Annotated in this window: 22 protein-coding genes; 13 read left to right on the top strand and 9 right to left on the bottom strand. The window is 64.7% G+C overall.

Annotated elements, in window-relative coordinates:
* Positions 1-39 precede the first annotated feature (39 nt).
* From dapF to AAIH46_RS18945, 6 genes are all read left to right on the top strand, one after another.
* On the top strand, positions 40-942 hold the full coding sequence (dapF, locus tag AAIH46_RS18970) for a diaminopimelate epimerase (protein ID WP_430307618.1): 903 nt from the start codon (positions 40-42) through the stop codon (positions 940-942).
* A complete protein-coding gene (gene mtaB / locus AAIH46_RS18965; protein ID WP_430307617.1) occupies positions 939-2,213 on the top strand; it encodes a tRNA (N(6)-L-threonylcarbamoyladenosine(37)-C(2))-methylthiotransferase MtaB in 1,275 nt (424 codons plus the stop codon). The genes dapF and mtaB overlap by 4 nt, the downstream gene beginning before the upstream one ends.
* 14 nt (positions 2,214-2,227) lie before the next feature.
* Complete coding sequence (gene ftsY, locus AAIH46_RS18960) at positions 2,228-3,604, top strand: signal recognition particle-docking protein FtsY (protein ID WP_430307616.1); 1,377 nt, start codon at positions 2,228-2,230, stop codon at positions 3,602-3,604.
* Positions 3,605-3,659: 55 nt separating this feature from the next.
* Complete coding sequence (locus tag AAIH46_RS18955) at positions 3,660-4,319, top strand: septation protein A (RefSeq protein WP_430307615.1); 660 nt, start codon at positions 3,660-3,662, stop codon at positions 4,317-4,319.
* A complete protein-coding gene (locus AAIH46_RS18950; RefSeq protein WP_430307614.1) occupies positions 4,316-4,903 on the top strand; it encodes a DUF2585 domain-containing protein in 588 nt (195 codons plus the stop codon). Before AAIH46_RS18955 ends, AAIH46_RS18950 begins: the two co-directional genes overlap by 4 nt.
* A gap of 97 nt (positions 4,904-5,000) precedes the next feature.
* Positions 5,001-6,179, top strand: coding sequence for a diguanylate cyclase (locus tag AAIH46_RS18945; RefSeq protein ID WP_430307613.1), 1,179 nt, complete (start codon positions 5,001-5,003; stop codon positions 6,177-6,179).
* Between the two features lie 16 nt (positions 6,180-6,195).
* Here AAIH46_RS18945 and AAIH46_RS18940 read toward each other — a convergent pair whose 3' ends face one another.
* The 5 genes from AAIH46_RS18940 to ccmA all read right to left on the bottom strand — a co-directional run bounded on the left by AAIH46_RS18940 (position 6,196) and on the right by ccmA (position 9,270).
* The gene (locus AAIH46_RS18940) at positions 6,196-6,816 is read right to left on the bottom strand and encodes a DsbE family thiol:disulfide interchange protein (protein WP_430307612.1); all 621 of its coding nucleotides are present in this window, start codon (positions 6,814-6,816) and stop codon (positions 6,196-6,198) included.
* The gene (gene ccmD, locus AAIH46_RS18935) at positions 6,813-6,989 is read right to left on the bottom strand and encodes a heme exporter protein CcmD (protein WP_430307611.1); all 177 of its coding nucleotides are present in this window, start codon (positions 6,987-6,989) and stop codon (positions 6,813-6,815) included. Before ccmD ends, AAIH46_RS18940 begins: the two co-directional genes overlap by 4 nt.
* A gap of 2 nt (positions 6,990-6,991) precedes the next feature.
* Entirely contained in the window at positions 6,992-7,750 is a 759-nt protein-coding gene (locus AAIH46_RS18930) for a heme ABC transporter permease (protein WP_430307610.1), read from the bottom strand.
* A gap of 43 nt (positions 7,751-7,793) precedes the next feature.
* Positions 7,794-8,453 carry a heme exporter protein CcmB gene (gene ccmB, locus AAIH46_RS18925; protein ID WP_430307609.1) on the bottom strand — a complete coding sequence of 220 codons (660 nt, stop codon included), beginning with the start codon at positions 8,451-8,453 and terminating at the stop codon, positions 7,794-7,796.
* Between the two features lie 169 nt (positions 8,454-8,622).
* Positions 8,623-9,270 (bottom strand): heme ABC exporter ATP-binding protein CcmA, encoded by a 648-nt coding sequence (gene ccmA, locus AAIH46_RS18920; protein ID WP_430307608.1) that lies wholly within the window; start codon positions 9,268-9,270, stop codon positions 8,623-8,625.
* A gap of 268 nt (positions 9,271-9,538) precedes the next feature.
* Here ccmA and acnA point away from each other — a divergent pair, with 268 nt between their 5' ends.
* The 3 genes from acnA to AAIH46_RS18905 all read left to right on the top strand — a co-directional run bounded on the left by acnA (position 9,539) and on the right by AAIH46_RS18905 (position 13,903).
* Positions 9,539-12,232 (top strand): aconitate hydratase AcnA, encoded by a 2,694-nt coding sequence (acnA, locus tag AAIH46_RS18915; protein ID WP_430307607.1) that lies wholly within the window; start codon positions 9,539-9,541, stop codon positions 12,230-12,232.
* A gap of 235 nt (positions 12,233-12,467) precedes the next feature.
* Positions 12,468-13,184, top strand: coding sequence for a DUF1223 domain-containing protein (locus AAIH46_RS18910; protein WP_430307757.1), 717 nt, complete (start codon positions 12,468-12,470; stop codon positions 13,182-13,184).
* Between the two features lie 332 nt (positions 13,185-13,516).
* Positions 13,517-13,903 carry a DUF2794 domain-containing protein gene (locus AAIH46_RS18905; RefSeq protein ID WP_430307606.1) on the top strand — a complete coding sequence of 129 codons (387 nt, stop codon included), beginning with the start codon at positions 13,517-13,519 and terminating at the stop codon, positions 13,901-13,903.
* 36 nt (positions 13,904-13,939) lie between these two features.
* Here the strand turns inward: AAIH46_RS18905 and AAIH46_RS18900 are convergent, their stop codons facing one another.
* From AAIH46_RS18900 to AAIH46_RS18885, 4 genes are all read right to left on the bottom strand, one after another.
* A complete protein-coding gene (locus AAIH46_RS18900; RefSeq protein ID WP_430307605.1) occupies positions 13,940-14,497 on the bottom strand; it encodes an N-acetyltransferase family protein in 558 nt (185 codons plus the stop codon).
* A 132-nt stretch (positions 14,498-14,629) separates the two neighbouring features.
* The gene (locus AAIH46_RS18895) at positions 14,630-15,376 is read right to left on the bottom strand and encodes a Bax inhibitor-1/YccA family protein (RefSeq protein WP_430307604.1); all 747 of its coding nucleotides are present in this window, start codon (positions 15,374-15,376) and stop codon (positions 14,630-14,632) included.
* 207 nt (positions 15,377-15,583) lie between these two features.
* The gene (locus tag AAIH46_RS18890; protein ID WP_430307603.1) at positions 15,584-18,130 is read right to left on the bottom strand and encodes an ABC transporter permease; all 2,547 of its coding nucleotides are present in this window, start codon (positions 18,128-18,130) and stop codon (positions 15,584-15,586) included.
* The gene (locus tag AAIH46_RS18885; RefSeq protein WP_430307602.1) at positions 18,127-18,837 is read right to left on the bottom strand and encodes an ABC transporter ATP-binding protein; all 711 of its coding nucleotides are present in this window, start codon (positions 18,835-18,837) and stop codon (positions 18,127-18,129) included. Before AAIH46_RS18885 ends, AAIH46_RS18890 begins: the two co-directional genes overlap by 4 nt.
* 88 nt (positions 18,838-18,925) lie before the next feature.
* Here AAIH46_RS18885 and AAIH46_RS18880 point away from each other — a divergent pair, with 88 nt between their 5' ends.
* The 4 genes from AAIH46_RS18880 to AAIH46_RS18865 all read left to right on the top strand — a co-directional run bounded on the left by AAIH46_RS18880 (position 18,926) and on the right by AAIH46_RS18865 (position 21,039).
* Complete coding sequence (locus AAIH46_RS18880) at positions 18,926-19,570, top strand: arylesterase (protein ID WP_430307601.1); 645 nt, start codon at positions 18,926-18,928, stop codon at positions 19,568-19,570.
* Between the two features lie 88 nt (positions 19,571-19,658).
* Positions 19,659-20,246 carry an RNA 2',3'-cyclic phosphodiesterase gene (thpR, locus tag AAIH46_RS18875; RefSeq protein ID WP_430307600.1) on the top strand — a complete coding sequence of 196 codons (588 nt, stop codon included), beginning with the start codon at positions 19,659-19,661 and terminating at the stop codon, positions 20,244-20,246.
* A 25-nt stretch (positions 20,247-20,271) separates the two neighbouring features.
* Positions 20,272-20,571, top strand: a complete 300-nt coding sequence (locus AAIH46_RS18870) for a 4a-hydroxytetrahydrobiopterin dehydratase (RefSeq protein ID WP_430307599.1) — start codon at positions 20,272-20,274, stop codon at positions 20,569-20,571.
* Between the two features lie 63 nt (positions 20,572-20,634).
* On the top strand, positions 20,635-21,039 hold the full coding sequence (locus AAIH46_RS18865) for a YkvA family protein (RefSeq protein WP_430307598.1): 405 nt from the start codon (positions 20,635-20,637) through the stop codon (positions 21,037-21,039).
* Positions 21,040-21,132 lie beyond the last annotated feature (93 nt).

Here is a 21,132-nt window from a genome sequence, read left to right as displayed (position 1 = left end):
CTGCAGATCGGCGCGATGGCGCCCGGGAAGGTGGCAGGCATGGCAGAGACGGTCCAATTCGCGAAGATGAACGGGCTTGGCAACAAGATCCTGGTCGTCGACATGCGCGGCCGGACCGATCGCGTCACGCCGGCGGCTGCCATCGCACTGGCGGGCAATGCCGATACCGGATTCGACCAGATCATGGCGATCCACGATCCGAAGCTTGCCGGTACCGACGCCTATATCGACATCCTCAACTGCGACGGCACGAAGGCGCAGGCCTGCGGCAACGGCACGCGCTGCGTCGTCCAGGCACTGGCCGCCGAGACCGGCGCCAAGACCTTCACCTTCCAGACCGTCGCCGGGATTCTGAATGCTGAGGAGCACGAGGACGGGACGATCTCCGTCGACATGGGCAAGCCCGTGTTTGCCTGGGACAAGATCCCGCTATCGGAAGAGTTCTTCGATACCAGCCGCATCGAGCTGCAGATCGGGCCGATCGACGCGCCGATCCTGCATTCGCCCTCGGCCATGTCGATGGGCAATCCGCATGCGGTGTTCTGGGTCGACCGCGACCCGATGAGCTTCGACCTCGAGCGCTTCGGGCCGCTCCTCGAAAACCATCCGATGTTTCCGGAAAAGGCCAACATCACGCTTGCCCAGGTGATCTCGCCGTCGCAGATGGTGACCCGCACCTGGGAACGCGGCGCCGGGCTGACGCTCGCCTGCGGATCGGCTGCCTGTGCCGCCGGCGTCTCCGGTGCCCGCACCGGCCGCACCGGTCGCAAGGTCTCGATCACCGTTGCCTCCAGCCCCAACCGCGGAACGCTGACGATCGACTGGCGCGACGACGACCACGTCGTGATGACGGGACCTGCCGCCTGGGAATGGTCGGGCCGTCTCGATCCCGTGACCGGAAGCTTCGAGCGCGAGGCGGCGCCGGAGGCCGTCATCCGGTGAGCGGCGTCGACGTCATAACCTTCGGCTGCCGGCTGAACACCTACGAATCCGAGATCATGCGCGCAGAAGCCGAAAAGGCCGGGCTCAACAATGCCGTGCTCGTCAATACCTGCGCAGTGACCGGCGAGGCGGTGCGCCAGGCACGCCAGGCGATCCGCCGGGCACGACGTGACAATCCGCATGCCCGCATCATCGTCACCGGCTGTGCCGCCCAGACCGAAGCCGCGATCTTTTCGCAGATGCCAGAAGTCGATGCGGTCCTCGGCAATGAGGAAAAGCTGAACCGGGCCTCCTATCGCAGCCTGCCGGACTTCGGCGTTGCGGCGGAGGAAAAGCTGCGCGTCAACGACATCATGAGCGTCAAGGCGACGGCGCCGCAGATGGTCCGCCACATCGAGGGGCACGTGCGGGCCTTCATCCAGGTGCAGAACGGCTGCGATCACCGCTGCACCTTCTGCATCATCCCCTACGGCCGCGGCAATTCCCGCTCGGTGCCGATGGGTGCGGTGGTCGACCAGGCGCGCAGGCTCGTCGAAAGCGGCTACCGCGAGATCGTCCTCACCGGCGTCGACGCGACGAGCTATGGCGGCGACCTGCCGGGCCAGCCGACGCTCGGCCTGCTGGCAAGGACGCTGCTGCGCCAGGTGCCGGACATTCTGCGCCTGCGGCTGTCGTCGATCGACGGCATCGAGGCTGACCGCCACCTCCTCGACCTCATCGCCGACGAGCCGCGCTTCATGCCGCATCTGCATCTGTCGCTGCAGCATGGCGACGATATGATCCTGAAGCGGATGAAGCGCCGCCATTCGAGCAGCGATGCGCTCGCTTTCGTCGAACAGGTCCGCCGTCTTCGTCCTGAGGTCAGTTTCGGTGCCGACATGATCGCCGGCTTCCCGACGGAAACCGAGGACATGTTCGCCAACACCGTGCGCCATGCTGAGGACTGCGGCCTGTCCTTCCTGCACGTGTTTCCCTACAGCCCCCGCCCGGGCACGCCGGCGTCCCGAATGCCGCAGTTGGACCGGGCGCTCGTCAAGGAACGTGCGGCACGGCTTCGCGTTACCGGAGAGGCGTTGCAGCGGCGGCATCTCGACCGAATGATCGCCACGCGCCAGACGGTTCTTGTGGAGATGAGCGGTTTCGCGCATACGGAAAACTTCACGCTGGTCGAAGCCTCCGGGCTCACGCCCCGCGCCATGGTCGATGTGGAGATCACCGGCCACAACGGCAAACATCTCACCATGCAGCTTGCCGCCGCCCGCGCGGCGTGACGGAACGGAATTTCATGGCGATCAGCTTCATCAAAAGGGTCTTCACGTTCGGCGACAAGCCCGTCGAGGAGAATATCCCGTCGGTCAGCGAGGCCGAGCAGCGGCTGAGCCCGCAGGAAGCTGCGCAGATCGCGTCTGAGCTAGAGCCGCATTCTCGCAGTGAGGACCTGCCGCTCGCCGATGCCGATCCAGTGGCGGCACTCGAGATGGAGACGGCCGGCGGCCCGGCAGCGGATGAGGCCACAGAGACGGTCGAGATCGTTGCCGACACTGACGCGGATGCGGATCGCGAAGAGCCGCCGCTGCTGCCGGCCGTCGATACGCTGTCGGACATGGGTGTCGTGCCGCTCTCGTTGCTGGAGGCGGAGGCCGCCGAGGGGCAGAGCGAGGCGCCGGTTGCCGAGGTCGCTCTGCCGAAGGGCTTTGCAACGCGCGTCGAGGAGGCGCCGGTCGAGGTCGTGGCAGAGCCGCGGCTCACCTGGTTCCAGCGCCTGCGCGCCGGCCTGCTCAGGACATCGACGCAACTCACCGGCCAGATTTCGGCGCTGTTCACCAAGCGCAAGCTCGACGATGCGACGCTCGAAGAGCTCGAGGATCTCTTGATCCAGGCCGATCTCGGCGTCGAGACCGCCATGCGCATCACCGGCGCCCTGTCGTCCGAACGCTACGGCAAGGACGTCACCGGCGAGGACGTCTCGAAGATCATGGCAAGCGAGATCACCAAGGTGCTGAAGCCGGTCGCCAAGCCGCTGGCACTCGATCTCGCCCACAAGCCGCATGTCATCCTCGTCGTCGGCGTCAACGGCACCGGCAAGACGACGACGATCGGCAAGCTTGCCGCCAAGCTTTCGGGGTCGGGCCTGAAGGTCATGCTGGCGGCCGGCGATACCTTCCGTGCGGCGGCTATCGAACAGCTGAAGATCTGGGCGGACCGAACCAATTCGGAATTCATCGGCACCAAGCTCGGCGCCGACGCGGCCGGCCTTGCCTATGATGCCTTCGAGCAGGCGCGCCAGAAGAAGTGCGACGTGCTGATCATCGATACCGCCGGCCGGCTGCAGAACAAGACGGAGCTGATGGCCGAGCTCGAAAAGATCGTGCGCGTCCTCGGCAAGCTCGATCCCGAGGCGCCGCATACGGTGCTGCAGACGCTTGATGCGACGACCGGCCAGAATGCCATGAACCAGGTGGAGATCTTCCGCAACGTGGCTGGCGTCGGCGGCCTGATCATGACCAAACTCGACGGCACGGCGCGCGGCGGCATCCTCGTCGCCATCGCCGCCAAGCACAAGCTGCCGGTCTATTTCATCGGCGTCGGCGAAGGCGTTGACGATCTGGAACCCTTCGAAGCCGAAGATTTCGCCGCGGCCATTGCCGGCGTGACGCATTGATGACACAGAAACCGGGTTTGCATCCGCAACCCTCCGATCGAGATTAAGACAGATCATGCAGAGCTTCGAAAGCGACACGACGCCGACGCGCCAGGAAAAGGAACATCCCGGCCTCAAGCTGGCGCTCGAAATAGGCCCGTTGCTGGTGTTCTTCTTCGCCAACCTGCGCGGCGAGTGGCTGGTCGAGCGGTTTCCGGCACTGTCTGCTCTCGGCGGTCCGCTGCTGGTGGCGACCGGCGTGTTCATGGCCGCCACGGTGATCTCGCTGGTCGTCTCGAAGATCGTCTTCAAGCACCTGCCGGTCATGCCTTTCGTCTCGGGCGTCGTGGTGATGGTGTTCGGCGGCCTGTCGATCTGGCTGCAGGACGAAACCTTCATCAAGATGAAGCCGACCATCGTCAACACGCTGTTCGGCGTGACGCTGCTGGTCGGCCTGCTGTTCGGCAAGTCGCTGCTCGGCTACGTGTTCAACGCAGCATTCCAGCTCACCGACGAAGGCTGGCGCAAGCTGACGCTTCGCTGGGGCGTGTTCTTCCTGTTCCTCGCCGTCATCAACGAAGTCGTCTGGCGCAATTTTTCCGATGCCGTCTGGGTCAACTTCAAGGTCTGGGGCACGATGCCGATCACCATCGCCTTCACCCTTGCACAGATGCCGCTGATCATGCGCCACTCCGTCGACAAGACCGCCGATCCAAGCGCCAGAGACATCAAGTGACCCTGGCCGCGGCGCCGCAGCGCGACACCAGCGGCTCCTTCTGGTTTGCCGTCGTCGGCATCATTCTCGCCGTCCAGGTGATCTCGGAGCATCTGCTCGGGCGGCTGTGGATCTGCTCGTGCGGCACGATCAAGCTGTTCGAGCCGGGCGTCAACACGCCCGGCAATTCGCAGCATCTCTCCGACTGGTACACGCCGTCCCACATCATTCACGGCTTCCTCTTCTATCTTCTCGCCCGCGCCATCCTGCGGAGGGGCGGGTTTGGTCAGCGGCTGGCACTCGCGACGCTGATAGAGGCGGCATGGGAACTGCTGGAGAACTCACCGATCATCATCGACCGCTACCGTTCGGCGACCATGGCGATCGGCTACGAGGGTGACAGCATCCTCAACTCGGCGATGGACACGGTGTTCATGGCGCTCGGCTTCCTGTTTGCCGCACGCGCCCCCGTCTGGCTGACGGTGCTGCTGGCCATCGCCTTCGAGCTGATCACCGCCATCGTCATCCGCGACAACCTCACGCTCAACGTGCTGATGCTGGTCTGGCCGGTTGAGGCCGTGAAAGCTTGGCAGGCAGCGCTCTGACCAACCGTCACCGTGACAGCGGCGGCCGCGGTTTCCGATTGTTAGCGGATGCCGCTTATGGGTCTGCGCCACGACGGGCATTGATGGTCACGGGACGATGACAGATCACTTCGCATTCATCCTTCCGTTCTTCATGGCGGTGTTCGGCATCATCTTCCTGACTGCGGGCACCTGGAGCGCAGCGCGCGCGACCTGGTGGGGCGTCGGCTACCTGTCTGCGGCGGTCGCCTTCCTCATGCCGGTCCTGACCTTTCTGCCGGTGCCGCTGGCGGCGATGATCGCAAACCTCCTGTTCCTCACCGCCTTCTTCGCTTACGGCGAGGCGCTGGCCGACCGGCTCGGTGGGCCTCGCCTGCGGCGTGTCCGGCTGCTCGTCGTGTTGCTCGCCCTGCCGTTTCTCGGCCATGCCGTGCTGATTGCAGCAGACCTGCGGCAGGAGATCATCGCCGGCGATCTCGCCTGCGGGCTGCTGCTGCTCGCGTCGGTCGCCAGTGTCGTGCGGCGGGCGGTGCTGCCGGTCGATCGGGTTCTGGTGGCGGTTGCGGCGATGGTGGTGGCGGAAACGCTGCTGCGGCTTGTCCTGTTCGTCGCCATGACGTCCGCGTCGGCGGGTCTCTCGACGGAGAGCTATCTTTCCTCCTCCTATGCCTTCTATGTCCAGATGGGCGCCAGCATGCTGGCCTTCCTGTTAGCGCTGTCGGTGCTGGCAACGATCGTCCACGACACGGTCCTGGGGCACCGCACGGCTGCCGAACAGGATCCACTGACCGGTCTCCTCAACCGCCGGGGTTTCGACCTCGGATGCGGCCGCGCTACACGGTCCCGGGCTCTCGGGGCGGTGGTGCTTGGCGATATCGACCGGTTCAAGCGCGTCAACGACCACTTCGGCCATGCCGCCGGCGACGATGTCATCCGCCGGTTCGCCGATCTTCTGAGAGACACGATACCGGTGGGGGCGCTTGCCGCTCGTTTCGGTGGCGAGGAGTTCGTCGTCTTCCTGCCCGGCCTTGCGGCAGCCGAGGCAGGCGTGCTTGCTGAACGGCTGCGCGAGGCGTTTGCCGCGCAAGCGTGGATCTTCCACGACGACGGCGTGCCGATCACGGCCAGTTTCGGCGTCTCGGCGCTCGCCGCCAGCGATCATTCCGTCCACGACGCGATCCAGAGAGCCGATGCGCGGCTCTACGATGCAAAGTGCGGCGGCCGCAACCGGGTGGTCGTCGAGGGCCAGAGCGTCGGCGCTGCCAATCCGTCGCTGCGGGTCGTCTCGATCAACTGATCGTCGTTCAGCGCACTCAGCCGCGCTGGGCGGCACGGGCGATTGCGGGCAGCAGATCATCGCGCACGCTGCGCTCGTCGAAGGGACCGACGCGCTTGTAGAGGATCGTCCCGTCGGCGCCGACGAGGTAGCTTTCCGGGATGCCGTAGACACCCCAGTCGATCGCCGCCTTGCCGTTCGGGTCGACACCGATCGCCTTGTAGGGATTGCCGAGCTCGCCGAGGAACCGCAGGGCGTTGTCGTTGCGGTCCTTGTAGTTGATGCCGACGATCGTGAGGCGCGGATCCGTGGCCAGTTGCTTCAGCAGGGGATGCTCCTGGCGGCAGGGCACGCACCAGGAGGCAAATACGTTGACCAGCGTCAGCCGGCCGGCAATCGCCTGCGTCGTCAGCGCCGGCAGGTTGGCGCCCTCGAGCGGCGGCAGCGCAAGCGTCGGTGCCGGCTTGTCGATCAGCGCCGAGGGAATGGCGGAGACATCGAGGCCGTTGACGTCCTGGTCGTAGAGCATCTTTCCGGCCACGGCGGCAAAACCGGCAAATACCGCCAGCGGAATCAGCGCCAGGGCATACCGCGCCTTGCTGCGAGGGGCCGGCTCGGCCTGCGGTGCATCGTTTTCGGCGTCTCCGTTCGTCGTCATGTGCGGCTAGCCTCGGCGGCCTGCGAAGCCGAGCGGCGGCGCAGGCCGGCGGCTTCGAGTTCGGCCAGTTCCCGACGGCGGGCACGACCGTCGAGCCAGGTGCGACAGATGGCGCCGAGTGTGATGGCGGCGGTGATGCCGTAGGCGGAATAGACGTAGAAGGCGTGGCTCACCGTCACTCTCCCCGTGTTGCCATGCGGGCCGCCATGCGCCGCTGGGTGGCGATGCGGCGCCGCCAGATCTCGTTGCGCATGGCCATTACGTGCAGGGTGAAGAACAGACAGGTGAAGGCGATAGCCATGACCAGCAGCGGGCGCAGGAATTCGCCGTCGATCGTCGGGCCGTCCATACGGATGACGCTTGCCGGCTGGTGCAGCGTGTTCCACCAGTCGACGGAGAACTTGATGATCGGGATGTTGACGAAGCCGACGAGGATCAGCACGGCGCTGAGGCGCGCGGCCCGCGACGGATCGTCCATCGCCCGGTTGAGCGCGATGATGCCGAGATACATGAGGAACAGCACGAAGACCGAGGTGAGGCGTGCATCCCAGACCCACCAGGTGCCCCACATGGGCTTGCCCCACAGCGAGCCCGTGACGAGTGCGATCAGCGTGAAGGCGGCGCCGAGCGGGGCTGCGGCCCTGTGGCTGACATCGGCCAGCGGATGGCGCCAGACCAGCGTGCCGATCGCCGACAGCGCCATCACCGTGTAGCACATCATCGACAGCCAGGCGGCCGGCACGTGAATGTACATGATGCGGACCGTATCGCCCTGCTGATAGTCGCCCTCCGACGCGAAGGACAATGTGAGACCGACGGCAAACAACAGTGCGGTCAGGCCGGCCATCCAGGGCAGGATGCGCGCCGCCAGCGCCAGAAAGCGGGTCGGGTTGGCCAGATCGCTGAATTTGCGGATGGCGAGGCTGTCGGTCATGCGGTCCTTCTACGGCGGGGATCGGCCGCCTGCTTGATTCTAGTCAATCGCCGGCATTGCGCAACGCCAGTGCCGCGCCGGCCGGCCCGATCACCGCAAAAAACATCGTGATGGCGATGAGGATCATGAAGGGCGGCAGGAAGGGAGCCGGGTCCATCACCGCCGCGTAGGAGGCGCTGACGCCGAAGATCAGCACCGGCACGCAGAGCGGCAACACCAGGATCGACACGAGCAGGCCGCCGCGCGGCAAGGTCACGGCGACCGCCGCGCCCACCGCACCGATGAAGGTCAGCGCAGGGGAGCCGACCAGAAGCGTCAGCATGACCGCGCCGATCGCCACCTCGTCCATGTTCATGAACAGGCCGAGCAGCGGCGAGGCGATCACCAGCGGCAAAACATTGGCCAGCCAGTGCGCGACGCATTTCACCAGCACCGTCAGCACCAGCGGATGCTCCTGCATCAGCAGGAGATCGAGCGAGCCGTCCTCGCGCTCGGTCTGGAACAGCCGGTCGAGGCCGAGAAGCGCCGACAGCAGCGCGCCGATCCAGACGATCGCTGGTCCGATGCGGGCGAGCAGGTTGAGATCCGGCCCGACCCCGAAAGGAATGACGGCGACCACCGTCAGGAAGAACAGCACGCCGATCAACGCACCGCCGCCGGCGCGCACCGAAAGCTTTAGATCGCGCAGCAGGAGGGCGATCATGAGGGTGCCTTTTCGGCTGCTTGCCCCTCACCCCAACCGTCTCCCCGCAGGCGGGGAGAGGGGAAAATCTGCCGTTGCCGCAAGGGTCCTTCTCCCCGTTCAAACGGTGAGAAGATGCCGGCAGGCCGATGAGGGGCAGATTTTGTCGACTGCCTTGAGGTGCCTTGCATCATACGCTCACCTCCATCTCGGCGTACTCGAAACCCTTCATCTCCAGACGATGCGTCGCCTGAAAATCCAGCGGCTGATGGGTGGCGGCGAGAACGATCCCGCCGTCGGCGAGGTGATCGCGGATCAGCCGCGAGAACAGCGCTTCGGCGGCGGTGTCGAGGGCTGCCGTCGGTTCGTCGAGCAGCCAGACAGGCCGGTGCGCCACCAGCAGCTTGGCAAACGCCATGCGCCGCTGCTGGCCGGCCGAAAGGTAGCCGAAGGGCAGATGCAGGATGCTCTCCAGCTCGACGGCGGCCGCCGCTCCCTCGACCGTCAGTCCCCGGCCGGTCTGGCTGCCGGAGAAGAATGCCTTCCAGAAGCCGAGGTTCTCGGCTGCCGTCAGCTCCGGCTTCATGGCGTTGCGGTGGCCGAGATAATGGCAGGCTTCGGCCGGCCGCAGCGCCTCGGCCGCAGTCGGATCATCGAAGGTCAGGCGCCCCGAGACGGCCGGCAGCAGCCCCGCCACAACGCGCAGCAGCGTCGACTTTCCAGAACCGTTGCGGCCAGTCAGCAGCAGCGCGTCGCCATCGATCAAGCTGAAGGAAATGTTGGAGAAAAGCAGATCCTCGCCACGCCGTGCCGAGAGATCTTCTGCGGTCAGCCGCATGAGGTCCGCCTTCGTTTGCCGCCGGTCGGAGGCTTGCCGAAAAAAATTCTGACGATCGTCCCAAACACTGTCTGGAACCTTTCTTAGAAATTATCTATAAGCTTCGCAACCACGCCAGCGGCCGGCGTGATTTTCACATTGCGCCGGACCTGAGGATTCTATCTTCTCGTGCGGACAGCGGAAATGGTCGTACCCGCATCCTGATGTGCATGAAGTGCATAGGCGTCCGCACGCGCGTGTTGGCTCTATATCAGCGGGGATATGTTCCGTGTCCAAATCACTCGACAGCTTCAATTGTCGGTCCATCCTGACCGTCGACGGCAAGGACTACGTCTATTACAGCCTGCCGAAGGCGGAAGCCAATGGCCTGCCGGGCGTGGCAAACCTGCCCTTCTCGATGAAGGTGCTGCTGGAAAACCTGCTGCGTTTCGAAGACGGCCAGTCGGTCACCAAGGATCACATCCTGGCGGTCGCCGCGTGGCTCAGCAACAAGGGCAAGGTCGAGAACGAGATCGCCTATCGCCCGGCCCGCGTGCTGATGCAGGACTTTACCGGCGTTCCCGCCGTCGTTGACCTGGCTGCCATGCGTGATGCCATGGTGGCACTCGGCGGCGATCCGGAAAAGATCAACCCGCTGGTCCCCGTCGACCTGGTCATCGACCACTCGGTCATCGTCGACGAATTCGGCACGCCGACCGCCTTTGCCCGCAACGTCGAGCTCGAATACGAGCGCAACGGCGAGCGCTACCGCTTCCTCAAGTGGGGCCAGCAGGCGTTCAAGAACTTCCGCGTCGTGCCGCCCGGCACCGGCATCTGTCACCAGGTCAATCTGGAATACCTCGGCCAGACGGTCTGGACCAAGGAAGAGGACGGCGAGACGGTTGCCTATCCGGATACCTGCGTCGGCACCGACAGCCATACGACGATGATCAACGGTCTTGGCGTTCTCGGTTGGGGCGTTGGCGGCATCGAGGCCGAAGCTGCCATGCTCGGCCAGCCGGTGTCCATGCTGCTGCCGGAAGTCATCGGCTTCAAACTCACCGGCAAGGTCAAGGAAGGCGTCACCGCCACCGACCTCGTGCTCACCGTCGTGCAGATGCTGCGCAAGAAGGGCGTCGTCTCGAAGTTCGTCGAATTCTTCGGCCCCGGCCTTGATTCGATGTCGCTTGCCGACCGCGCCACCATCGGCAACATGGGTCCGGAATACGGCGCCACCTGCGGCTTCTTCCCCGTCGATGGCGAAACCATCAACTACCTCACCATGTCGGGCCGCACCAAGGACCGCATCGCGCTGGTCGAAGCCTATTCGAAGGCGCAGGGCATGTGGCGCGACGGTGACGGCTCGAACCTCGTCTTCACCGACACGCTGGAGCTCGACCTCGGCGACGTCGTGCCGTCGATGGCCGGCCCCAAGCGTCCGGAAGGCCGCCTGGCGCTTGAAACCATTGCACCGAACTTCGCAACGGCTCTCGAGAACGACTACAAGAAGCCGGGCCAGCTGAATGCCCGCTACGCCGTCGAAGGCGAAGGCTACGACATCGGCCATGGCGACGTGGCGATTGCCGCCATCACGTCGTGCACCAACACGTCCAACCCGTCGGTGCTGATCGCCGCCGGCCTCCTGGCCCGCAACGCGGTTGCCAAGGGCCTGAAATCGGCTCCGTGGGTGAAGACCTCGCTGGCGCCTGGGTCCCAGGTGGTTGGCGAATATCTCGCCAAGTCGGGCCTGCAGACCTCGCTTGATGCGCTGGGCTTCAACCTGGTCGGCTTCGGCTGCACCACCTGCATCGGCAATTCCGGTCCGCTGCCGGCACCGATCTCGAAGACGATCAACGACAAGGGCCTGATCACGGCCGGTGTTCTGTCGGGCAACCGCAACTTTGAAGGCCGCATCTCGCCGGACGTCCAGGCGAACTACCTGGCATCCCCGCCGCTGGTCGTCGCCTATGCGCTGGCAGGCACGGTGCAGAAGGACCTGACCACCGAACCCCTCGGCCATGATCAGGACGGTAATCCGGTGTTCCTCAAGGACATCTGGCCGACCTCGCACGAGATCCAGGAATTCATCCTGAAATACGTCACCCGCGAGCTCTACGAGAGCAAGTATGCCGACGTGTTCAAGGGCGACGAGAACTGGCAGGCCGTGCAGATCCCGCCGGGCCAGACCTATGCCTGGGACGACAACTCGACCTACGTGCAGAACCCGCCCTACTTCGTCGGCATGGGCAAGACCGGTTCGGGCATTTCGAACATCGTCGGCGCCCGCGTGCTCGGCCTGTTCGGCGACAAGATCACCACCGACCACATCTCGCCGGCCGGTTCGATTAAGGCTGCATCGCCTGCCGGTGCCTACCTGATGGAGAACGGCGTCGGCGTTGCCGACTTTAACCAGTACGGCACGCGCCGCGGCAATCACGAAGTGATGATGCGCGGCACGTTCGCCAACATCCGCATCCGCAACTTCATGCTCGGCCCGAACGGCAAGGAAGGCGGCTACACCGTCCACTATCCGTCGAAGGAAGAGATGTCGATCTACGACGCGGCCATGAAGTACAAGGCCGAGGGCACGCCGCTGGTGATCTTCGCCGGCGTCGAATACGGCAACGGTTCGTCGCGTGACTGGGCTGCCAAGGGCACCAACCTGCTTGGCGTACGCGCCGTCATCGCCCAGTCCTTCGAGCGTATCCACCGCTCGAACCTGGTCGGCATGGGCGTCGTACCGTTCGTCTTCGACGAGGGCGTCAACTGGCAGAGCCTCGACCTCAAGGGCGACGAGACCGTGACGATCGAAGGCCTCGACGGCGAGATCAAGCCGCGCGAGTGGATGACTGCCAAGATCGCCTATGCCGACGGTTCGGTGAAGGAGATCAAGATCCTCTGCCGCATCGATACGCTCGACGAAGTGATCTACATGAACAATGGCGGCATCCTGCAGACGGTTCTGCGTGACCTGGCTGCCTGAGCCGCACCCGAAGTGACAGAAAAAAGCCGCCGGACAGGCTTGTCCGGCGGCTTTCCTTTGCGCACTGTCCGCCGGCACCCTGCGTCTCACCCGCTTGTGACTTCCGCTTGAAGCGGGCGGCAGGTAGGTTCGACGCATGGACCGTAATGCTCCCTCGCAACAAAGACATCCGATGCCTCTCCTGACCTCAATGTTGAAGCTTGCCGAACGCTGCGCCTGGATCGCGGCGGCGGCGATGGTCTGCAGCCCGGCGATCGCCGGCGAGATCCGGTCCCCGAAAGGCGTCGTCGAGCTCTTCACCTCGCAAGGCTGCGCCTCCTGTCCGCCGGCCGACCAGGCGCTGAAGAAGCTTGTCGAGCAGGGCGACGTCGTGGCGCTCTCCTACCACGTCGATTACTGGAACTATCTCGGCTGGGCCGACACGCTGAGCAGCAAGGAAAACACCGAGCGCCAATACGGCTACGCCCATTCGATGGGCCGCAGCGGTGTCTATACGCCGCAGGCGATCATCAACGGTCGCGAGCACGTCAAGGGCATGGACCTGTCGGCGATCAACAGCGCCGTCGACAGGATGAACGGCAAGGGGACGGGGATGACCATTCCCGTCGGCGTCGAGGTGACGGGCGACGAGATGTCGATCGATATCGGCCCCGGCGCCGGCCGGGCCGAGGTTGTCGTCGCCTATTTCACCAAGAAGGAACAGGTCGAGGTTCTGCGCGGCGAAAACAGCGGCAAGCAGATGGAATACTGGCACAACGTCTATGACGTGCAGACCGTCGGCATGTGGGACGGCAAGGCGCTGAAGATCACCCTGCCGGCGAAATCGATGGGCAGCACCAAGAAAGACGGCTGCGCGATCCTGCTGCAGACGTCCGGCGCCAACGGCGAACCGGCGGCAATCCTCGGCGCGGCCGTCGTCATGGTCGGACGCAAGGGCCATCCGAGCCCCTGACGCGCAGGGCAAATCCGAGATCGCAATGCTTGGGAGGATCTCCAGAGGAAGGTCCGGCCTTGAGCGATGGGGGGCTGGGGGGTAAGGTCATCACTCGAGGCCGGACCATATGGCGCCTGGCGCCAACTGGATGACCGTTACACTGGTCGCCGATTCCGGCAGCCTTTTGTTCGAAATCAGGCCAAAAGCGGAGAGTTTCGACGGTTTGCGTCTCTGCCTTCTGCTGCCATGGATCTTCCGCCCGCCACGCTTGTTACAGGGACTGCTGCGGCTTGCTTTTTGCGGCCGGTGAGGCAAACTGTCATGGAAATGTTGCAAGCCCGGGAGCTTGGATGACCGATCAGCCGGATTTAACCGGGCGCGGGCCGTCTGCGGAAGGTGTCGTCGTCGAACTCAACCAGTACCGCCAGAAGCACGATCCGCTGCCGGTGACTTTCCACCGGCGTGAACTCGACGCGATCCTGCGGATCTACGGGCGAATGGTCGGCGAGGGCGAGTGGAAGGACTATGCGATCGACCACCTGAAGGACAAGGCGGTGTTCTCGGTCTTCAAGCGGTCCGGCGAGATGCCGCTCTACCGGATCGAGAAGGATCCGAAGCTTGCAGCCAGGCAGGGCGCCTACAGCGTGATCAACACGCATGGAAAGATCCTCAAGCGCGGCCATGAACTGCCGCAGGTGCTCAAGGTCTTCGACAAGGTGCTGAAGCTGATCGACTGATCGGCTGGCCTTCGAATTCTTTGTCGAACCGTCGGATCAGCCGGCAAACAGCGATCCCGGATAGCTGCCGGCATCCGGCTCCGACGTCGTTCCGTCGCCGAGCGCCCGCTGCATGAACACCGTGTCCAGCCAGCGTCCGTGCTTGAAGCCGGTGCCCTTCATCGTGCCGACCATCTCGAAGCCGAGGCCCGCATGCAGGGCGCAGGAGGCGGGGCTCGCGCCACCGATGACGGCGGCCATCTGGCGGAAGCCGAGCACGGTGCACCGTTCGATCAATTCCCGTAGCAGCGCCTTGCCGAGCCCACGACCGCGCGCCTCCGGCGCCAGATAGATCGAATCCTCCACCAGCCAGCGATAGGCGGGGCGCGTGCGGAACGCCGAGGCATAGGCATAGCCGAGCAGGGTGCCGTCTGCATCGACGGCGGCGATGTAAGGGTAGCGCTTGTCGACGATGGCGGCGAAGCGGGCCTGCATCTCGGTCATGTCGGGTGGCGTGATCTCGTAGCTCGCGGTGCCGTTCAGCACGCTGTCGCGGTAGATCTCGGTGATGGCGGGAAGATCGGCAGGAGTGGCGTCGCGCAGCGTGAAGGGCATCGGGATCTGTCATTCGGAACGGGGCAGTTTGAAGAGTACGGCGGTCGAAATCGCGTCGCAAGCCCCTTCATCCTGACAGCAAAAAGGCGGCCCTGGAGCCGCCTTTCGCAAATCGTCATGGTGTCTGCCGGATCAGTTGTTGCGGTTGCCCATGAACTGCAGCAGGAACATGAACAGGTTGACGAAGTCGAGGTAGAGCGTCAGCGCACCCATGATCGCCTTGCGGCCGACCACGGCAACTTCGTCGCCCTCGAGATACATCTCCTTGATCTTCTGCGTATCGAAGGCGGTCAGACCGGCGAAGATCAGTACGCCCATGGCCGAGATCGCGAAGCCGAGAGCCGACGAGGCGAGGAAGATGTTGACGACCGAGGCGATGATCAGGCCGAACAGGCCCATGATCAGGAACGAGCCCATGGCCGACAGGTTACGCTTCGTCGTGTAGCCGTAGAGCGACAGCGCGCCGAACGAGGCTGCGGTGACGAAGAAGGTCTGCACGATGCTCTGGCCGGTGAAGACCAGGAAGATCGACGACAGCGACAGGCCCATCAGCGCCGCATAGATCCAGAAGGTGGTCTGGGCGGCGGCAACGCTCATCTTGTTGATGCGGAAGCTCAGGAAGAACACCATTCCGAGCGGAGCCAGCATCACGACCCACTTCAGCGGGCTGGCATAGAGAGCCGTGCCGAAAGCGGTCAGCTGGCCGTTGTCGACCGCAAGCTGCCATGTCCCGAATGCTGCAAGACCGGTGATTACCAGGCCCAGCGCCATCAGGTTGTAGACCTTCAGCATGTAGGCGCGCAGGCCGGCATCGATCTCGACGCCCGTCTGGGCACGCTGCTGTGCCGTACGGTTCTGGAAGTTGTATGGTTCAGCCATTTTGTCCTCTCAAAGCTCCGGAATGTCTACGGTGTCGGCGTCATCGAGGACACCTGGCGCCGCTGCGGAGCCTCAGCAAGCATGCATTGAATATGCGAGCATCGGTCATCCGGTTCAAGTGGCCGAGCCCCGAATCGGCCCTGATTGCCGTCCGATTCGCCAAGGTGACAAGAATTTAATCCAGGAACTGCCGCAGCAGCCCTGGCATCAGAGCTCTCTCAGCACGGGGCCTGCCTTCTGGCCGAGAATCCGCCAGGTGCCGGCAAGGCCGATGCCCACCGTCAGCACCAGTGCCACGACCAGCGTGACCACCGCGACGTCCGGCATGAATGTCACCGGCAGCTTCATGATGCGGGCAACGACGAACCAGGCGGACAGGCTGCCGGCGGCCAGCGCGAAGATCGCCGTGGCGACGCCGAGGATCATGTATTCGTAGCTGAAGGCGCGCATCAGCATGCGGCGCGTGCCGCCGAGCGTCTTCAGGATCACCGCGTCGTGGGTGCGGGCGCGGTTGCCGGAGGCGAGCGCACCGGCAAGCACCAGGACCGAGGCGACAAGCGCGACGGCAGCGGCAGCACGGATGGCGGTCGCCAGCTGCCCGACCAGCTGTTCGGCGATGTCCAGCGCGTCCTTCACCCGCACGCTGGTAATCGTCGGATAGGCGTTGGTGACGGCGCGCAGGATGCGGCCTTCGTCTGCCGGCGTCGCATTGGCATCCGTCAGCGTGGCGAGCCAGGCATGCGGCGCGCCGCGGAAAGTGTTGGGTGAAAACACCATGACGAAGTTGATCGACAGCGATTCCCACTCGATCTGCCGGAAGTTGGAAATCTTGGCGGTGATGTTGCGGCCGAGCACGTTGACGGTGACGGTGTCACCCAGCTTCAGGCCAAGTTCCTCCGCCTCCTCTGCTGAAAACGATACGAGCGGCTCGCCGGCATAGTCGGCCGGCCACCACTCGCCCTGGGCCAGCCGCGAATTCTCCGGGGGCTTCTCCTGGTAGGTGATGCCGCGATCGCCGCGCAGCACCCAGCGTCCGCCGGGCGGCACGTTCATCTGGCTGACGTCCTGGCCGTTGAAAGCGAGGATGCGGCCGCGCAGCATCGGCACCTGCTGGATCGTCCCCTGCGGCGAATTCTGCTTCAGGATATCGACGAAGCCTTCGCGCTCGCTGCCCTGGATGTCGACGAAGAAGAAGTTCGGGGCATTCTCCATCATCGTCCCGGTCAGCTGGCGGCGCAGGTTGCCGTCGATCAGCGCCAGCGTCACGAGCAACGCAAGCCCGAGCCCAAGCGACAGAACGACGGACGGCGTGAGCGCACCCGGACGGTGGATATTGCCGATCGCCAGCCTGAGCGCCGGAGAGTTAACCCGCGGGCTGCGTCTTGCCAGTGCGGCGATGCCGGCTGCCACCAGCCGCAGAAGCACGAAGGCCGCAGCCACGGCACCGAGGAAGACGATGGCGATGAACCGGTCGTCGGCGGCATAGATGGCCAGTCCCGCAAGCGCGGCAAGCGCTGCCGAGCCCGCCAGGAGGTAGGGCCAGGAGGGCAGGCGGGCCTGGTCGAAACTCTGGTCGCGGAACAGCGCCGTTGCCGGCACCCGCCGCGCATGTCCAAGCGGCAGGATGGCGAAGGCGAAGGTGGTCAATAGGCCGAACAGGGCGGCCATCCCGAGCGCTGCCGGATAGATCGTCGCTTCCGCCGGCACCGGCAGGATGTCGCGCAGGAAGCCGAGCGCCACGAAGGGTGCGACGGCGCCCATCGCCAGGCCGATGACGATGCCGACCATGCCGATCAGCAGGATCTGGATGAGATAGATGAGCGTCACCACGGTTGCCGGAGCGCCCAGGCACTTGAAGGTCGCGATCGTCGTGCGCTTAGCATCGAGGAAGGCGCGTACCGCATTTGCAACGCCGACGCCGCCGACGATCAGCGCCGTCAGGCCGACCAGCGTCAGGAACTGCGAGAACCGGTCAACATTTTCGGTCAGCGACGGCGCGGCGCGGTCCGACGTGCGGATCGACCAGCCGGCCGACGGCAGTTCGCGGTTGGCGGTGGTGGCCAGTGTGCCGCGCAATGCCGGATCGGTCAGCTTGATCTTGTAGGCGTGCTCGACAAGGCTGCCGTTCTGCACGAGACCGGAGGCGATCAGCGCCTCGCGGCTGAGAAGCAGGCGCGGCGCAAAGCCGAAACCTTCCGATATGGCATCCGGCTCCGTCACCAGCGTCCCCGTGATGCGGACCTTCAGGTTGCCGAGCAGCAGCTCGGTTCCCGGCTGGATGCCGAGGCGCTCGAGCAGCAGGGGTGCTGCCAATGCGCCATAGACATCGCCGTCGCGACCCAGCAGTTGCGACAGCGGCCGGTCCGGATCGGCCGTTACCTTGCCGTAGAGCGGGTAGGCCTCGTCGACGGCCTTGGCCTCGACAAGCGCCTGCTGCGATCCGTCCGGCAGCCGTGCCATCGAGCGCAGGCCGGTCGATATGGAGACCTCGCCGTAGCGCTGCAGGAAGGCCAGCTCCTCCGGCGTCGCCTCGCGATTGTCGAGCTCGAAGCGCATGTCGCCGGCCAGCAGCGTCTGGCCCTGCGAGGCGATCGCGCCGGTGATGGCCCGCGAGACCGAATTGACCGAGGCGATGGCGCCGGTGCCGAGCGCGATGCAGGCCAGGAAGATGTAGAAGCCGGACAGCCCGCCGCGCAGTTCGCGCAGCGCCAGTCGAAGCGAGATGGACAGACGCGAGGAGAGGGCGCCGATCATGCCGTAACCGCCTGCGGTGCCCGCGCACTCGTACCGTCGTCGGCGATCTCGCCGGAGCGGACGCGCACCTGCCTGGAGCAGCGGGCCGCCAGCGCATTGTCATGCGTTACCAGCAGCAGCGTGGTGCCGCGCTCTGCCTGCTTGGCAAACAGCAGGTCGGCGATCTGCCGGCCGGTCTCTGTGTCGAGATTGCCGGTCGGCTCGTCGGCAATCAGCACGGCGGGCGAGGGCGCAAGCGCCCGGGCGATCGCCACGCGCTGCTGTTCGCCGCCGGACAACTGGCCCGGATAGTGGTTCAGCCGCTCGCCGAGCCCGACCGCCGTCAGTTCCTGGCGGGCGATGTCGAACGGGTTCTTGATGTTGGCGAGTTCCAGCGGCACCGCGACGTTTTCGAGCGCCGTCATGTTGGCGATCAGGTGGAAGGACTGGAAGACGATGCCGATGTTGCGGCCGCGGAAATCGGCAAGCGCATCCTCGCCGAGCGCGTGAAGCGGCGTTTCCAGAATGGTGATCTCGCCGCTGTCGAGCCGCTCAAGCCCGGCCAGCACCATCAGCAGCGTCGACTTCCCCGACCCCGACGGACCGACGATGCCGACCGCCTCGCCCTCGGCGATCTTCAGGTCGATCCCCTTCAGGACATGGACTGCAGCCGGCGCGCTTCCCAGCGTCAGATCGGCCTGCTTGAGCTCGATGATGGTTTTAGTCACGAGAACCCGTCCTATATCTGGGGGAGACGACCGGAACACCCGGGTTTGCCGCAGTGCGGCACATCCCACCAATCTAGGGAAAGCCACGATGAAATTCAAAGCAGCGCTGCTTCACGTGATTGTCATTGCCGGATTGGCGATGACCTCCGCTGCCGGGGCGTCGGCCAGAACATTGCAGCTCGTCGGTTTCGGCGACAGCCTGATGGCAGGTTATCAGCTGCCGCCGGCGCAGTCCTACACGGCCCAGCTGGAGGCTGCGCTGAAGGCGAAGGGGCTCGATGTCGCGATCACCAATGCCGGCGTGTCCGGCGATACGACGGCGGGTGGCCTGTCACGCATCGACTGGTCGGTGCCGGACGGCACGGATGCGGTCATCCTCGAGCTTGGCGCCAACGATGCGCTGCGCGGCGTCTCGCCGGACGACACGAAGAAGAACCTCGATGCCATGCTGTCGCGCCTCAAGGACCGCAAGATCCCGGTGCTGCTGATGGGCATGATGGCGCCGCCGAACATGGGCGGCGACTACGGTGCCCGCTTCAACGCGATCTACGGCAGCCTCGCGGAGGAATATGGCGTGCCGCTCTACCCGTTCTTTCTTGATGGCGTGGTCACGCAGCGCGGCCTGCAGCTCCAAGACGGCATGCACCCGAATGCCGACGGGGTGGGCGTGATGGTCGAGAAGTCGCTGCCGGCGGTCGAGCAATTCCTGAAGGGGCTTTCCTCGGCCAACTAATGCTGCAGAGCGGAAAATGCCACTTGCGCGGAACACCGTTGCGTGGTCCGCTGTTGAGGTTACGCCAAGAGATTCGAGGAGGTTCGCTATGCCGAGACTTTTCACCGCCCTCGAAATCCCGCGCAATGCCGCCATGAGCTTGTCCCTGCTGCGTGGCGGTCTACCCGGCGCGAGATGGATCGATGTCGAGAACTACCACATCACGCTGCGTTTCATCGGCCATGTGGATGGGCGTACCGCCGACGAGATCGTCAACCGTCTCGACCGGATCGACCGTGAAGAAATCCAGCTGAGCCTGAGCGGTATCGGATCCTTCGGATCCAAGAAGCCGCATTCCATCTGGGCCGGTGTCTCTCCGTCGCCCGAACTGAATGCGCTGCAGGCCGAGATCGAACGGATCTGTCAGCGCATCGGTCTTGCTCCTGATCCACGCAGGTTCACGCCGCATGTGACGCTGGCACGGCTGCGCTCGGCACGGGTCGAGGATGTCGTCCATTATCTGGCGGGCCGCGGCAACTTCCACACCATGCCGTTCACCGCCGCCCGCTTCGTTCTGATGTCGTCGAAGGAATCGGTCGGTGGCGGCCCCTACCTGACGGAGGAGGTGTTTCCCCTTCAGGAAAGCCGCGTCGATTACGGCTCCTCCGAGCACTATGCGGAATCGATCGGCCGCTGAGGGCGGTCCAGGCGAGGTGATCGCGATGCGCGACGAACTGCTGACGCCGGAGCGGGTGGCGGAGATGAGCGCCGCATCGCCGCGCTGGAACGTTTCTGACGATGGGCGTTCGCTGCAGCGGACATTCAAGTTCGGCAGCTTCCGCCAGGCGTTCGGATTCATGACCCAGGCAGCGCTTGCCGCCGAGAAACTCGATCATCATCCAGAGTGGTCGAACGTCTATTCCACTGTCGAGGTCCGCCTCACGACACATGACAGTGGCGGCCTGACCGAGCGCGATTTCACACTGGCCAGGGCGATGGACAAGGCGGCCGGCGGCGATTGACGATCGGCATTGTCGGGACCATATCCGGGTTCGAGTGCCGCATGCGGCTGAGTGGAGGTTGCCATGGACGACGTGAAAATCGGTGAAATTCTTCTCCCCGGCGACGAGAAGACCCAGGCCCGGCAGGAAAAGCAGGTCCAGTCGAAATTCTGGCCGACGCTGAAACGCGCCGTCCGCTACGTCCCCTTCAGCCGCGATCTGGTCGCCGCCTACTACTGCGCGATGGATAGCCGGACGCCGACGCGCGTGCGTGGCGTGCTGCTTGCAGCACTCGGCTATTTCGTGCTGCCGATCGACATCGTTCCGGACATGTTTGCCTTCGTCGGGTTCACCGATGACGTCGCGGTGCTGGCCGCTGCGCTGCGGCTCATCCAGTCGCACATTCACGACCGGCACTACGAAGCCGCCGACCTGGCGCTTGCCGAACCGTCCGATAATGATCCCGCAGCCCATCCGGCCGCCGGCTGAGCTGGATTGCGGCCAAACTCTCGCCCAAATCCTCGTTTCATTTGAGATTGTGGAGCAAGGTCGGGGTGAAGGCGCCGTTCGTGGATAACTGAA

The sequence above is a fragment of the Rhizobium sp. 0TCS1.26 genome (assembly GCF_050455525.1).
Classification (GTDB): Bacteria; Pseudomonadota; Alphaproteobacteria; order Rhizobiales; family Rhizobiaceae; genus Neorhizobium.
This window is presented reverse-complemented; position numbering and strand designations above follow the sequence as displayed.

What these genes read in the sequence shown, in the direction of transcription:
- AAIH46_RS18895 (WP_430307604.1), bottom strand. Translation starts at nt 15,376, where the DNA reads ATGGCTGAACCATACAACTTCCAGAACCGTACGGCACAGCAGCGTGCC.
- ftsY (WP_430307616.1), top strand. Translation starts at nt 2,228, where the DNA reads ATGGCGATCAGCTTCATCAAAAGGGTCTTCACGTTCGGCGACAAGCCC.
- AAIH46_RS18880 (WP_430307601.1), top strand. Translation starts at nt 18,926, where the DNA reads ATGAAATTCAAAGCAGCGCTGCTTCACGTGATTGTCATTGCCGGATTG.
- ccmB (WP_430307609.1), bottom strand. Translation starts at nt 8,453, where the DNA reads ATGATCGCCCTCCTGCTGCGCGATCTAAAGCTTTCGGTGCGCGCCGGC.
- AAIH46_RS18890 (WP_430307603.1), bottom strand. Translation starts at nt 18,130, where the DNA reads ATGATCGGCGCCCTCTCCTCGCGTCTGTCCATCTCGCTTCGACTGGCG.
- ccmA (WP_430307608.1), bottom strand. Translation starts at nt 9,270, where the DNA reads ATGCGGCTGACCGCAGAAGATCTCTCGGCACGGCGTGGCGAGGATCTG.
- thpR (WP_430307600.1), top strand. Translation starts at nt 19,659, where the DNA reads ATGCCGAGACTTTTCACCGCCCTCGAAATCCCGCGCAATGCCGCCATG.
- AAIH46_RS18940 (WP_430307612.1), bottom strand. Translation starts at nt 6,816, where the DNA reads ATGACGACGAACGGAGACGCCGAAAACGATGCACCGCAGGCCGAGCCG.
- AAIH46_RS18955 (WP_430307615.1), top strand. Translation starts at nt 3,660, where the DNA reads ATGCAGAGCTTCGAAAGCGACACGACGCCGACGCGCCAGGAAAAGGAA.
- AAIH46_RS18910 (WP_430307757.1), top strand. Translation starts at nt 12,468, where the DNA reads ATGGTCTGCAGCCCGGCGATCGCCGGCGAGATCCGGTCCCCGAAAGGC.
- AAIH46_RS18945 (WP_430307613.1), top strand. Translation starts at nt 5,001, where the DNA reads ATGACAGATCACTTCGCATTCATCCTTCCGTTCTTCATGGCGGTGTTC.
- AAIH46_RS18865 (WP_430307598.1), top strand. Translation starts at nt 20,635, where the DNA reads ATGGACGACGTGAAAATCGGTGAAATTCTTCTCCCCGGCGACGAGAAG.
- AAIH46_RS18900 (WP_430307605.1), bottom strand. Translation starts at nt 14,497, where the DNA reads ATGCCCTTCACGCTGCGCGACGCCACTCCTGCCGATCTTCCCGCCATC.
- dapF (WP_430307618.1), top strand. Translation starts at nt 40, where the DNA reads ATGGCAGAGACGGTCCAATTCGCGAAGATGAACGGGCTTGGCAACAAG.
- AAIH46_RS18930 (WP_430307610.1), bottom strand. Translation starts at nt 7,750, where the DNA reads ATGACCGACAGCCTCGCCATCCGCAAATTCAGCGATCTGGCCAACCCG.
- AAIH46_RS18870 (WP_430307599.1), top strand. Translation starts at nt 20,272, where the DNA reads ATGCGCGACGAACTGCTGACGCCGGAGCGGGTGGCGGAGATGAGCGCC.
- AAIH46_RS18905 (WP_430307606.1), top strand. Translation starts at nt 13,517, where the DNA reads ATGACCGATCAGCCGGATTTAACCGGGCGCGGGCCGTCTGCGGAAGGT.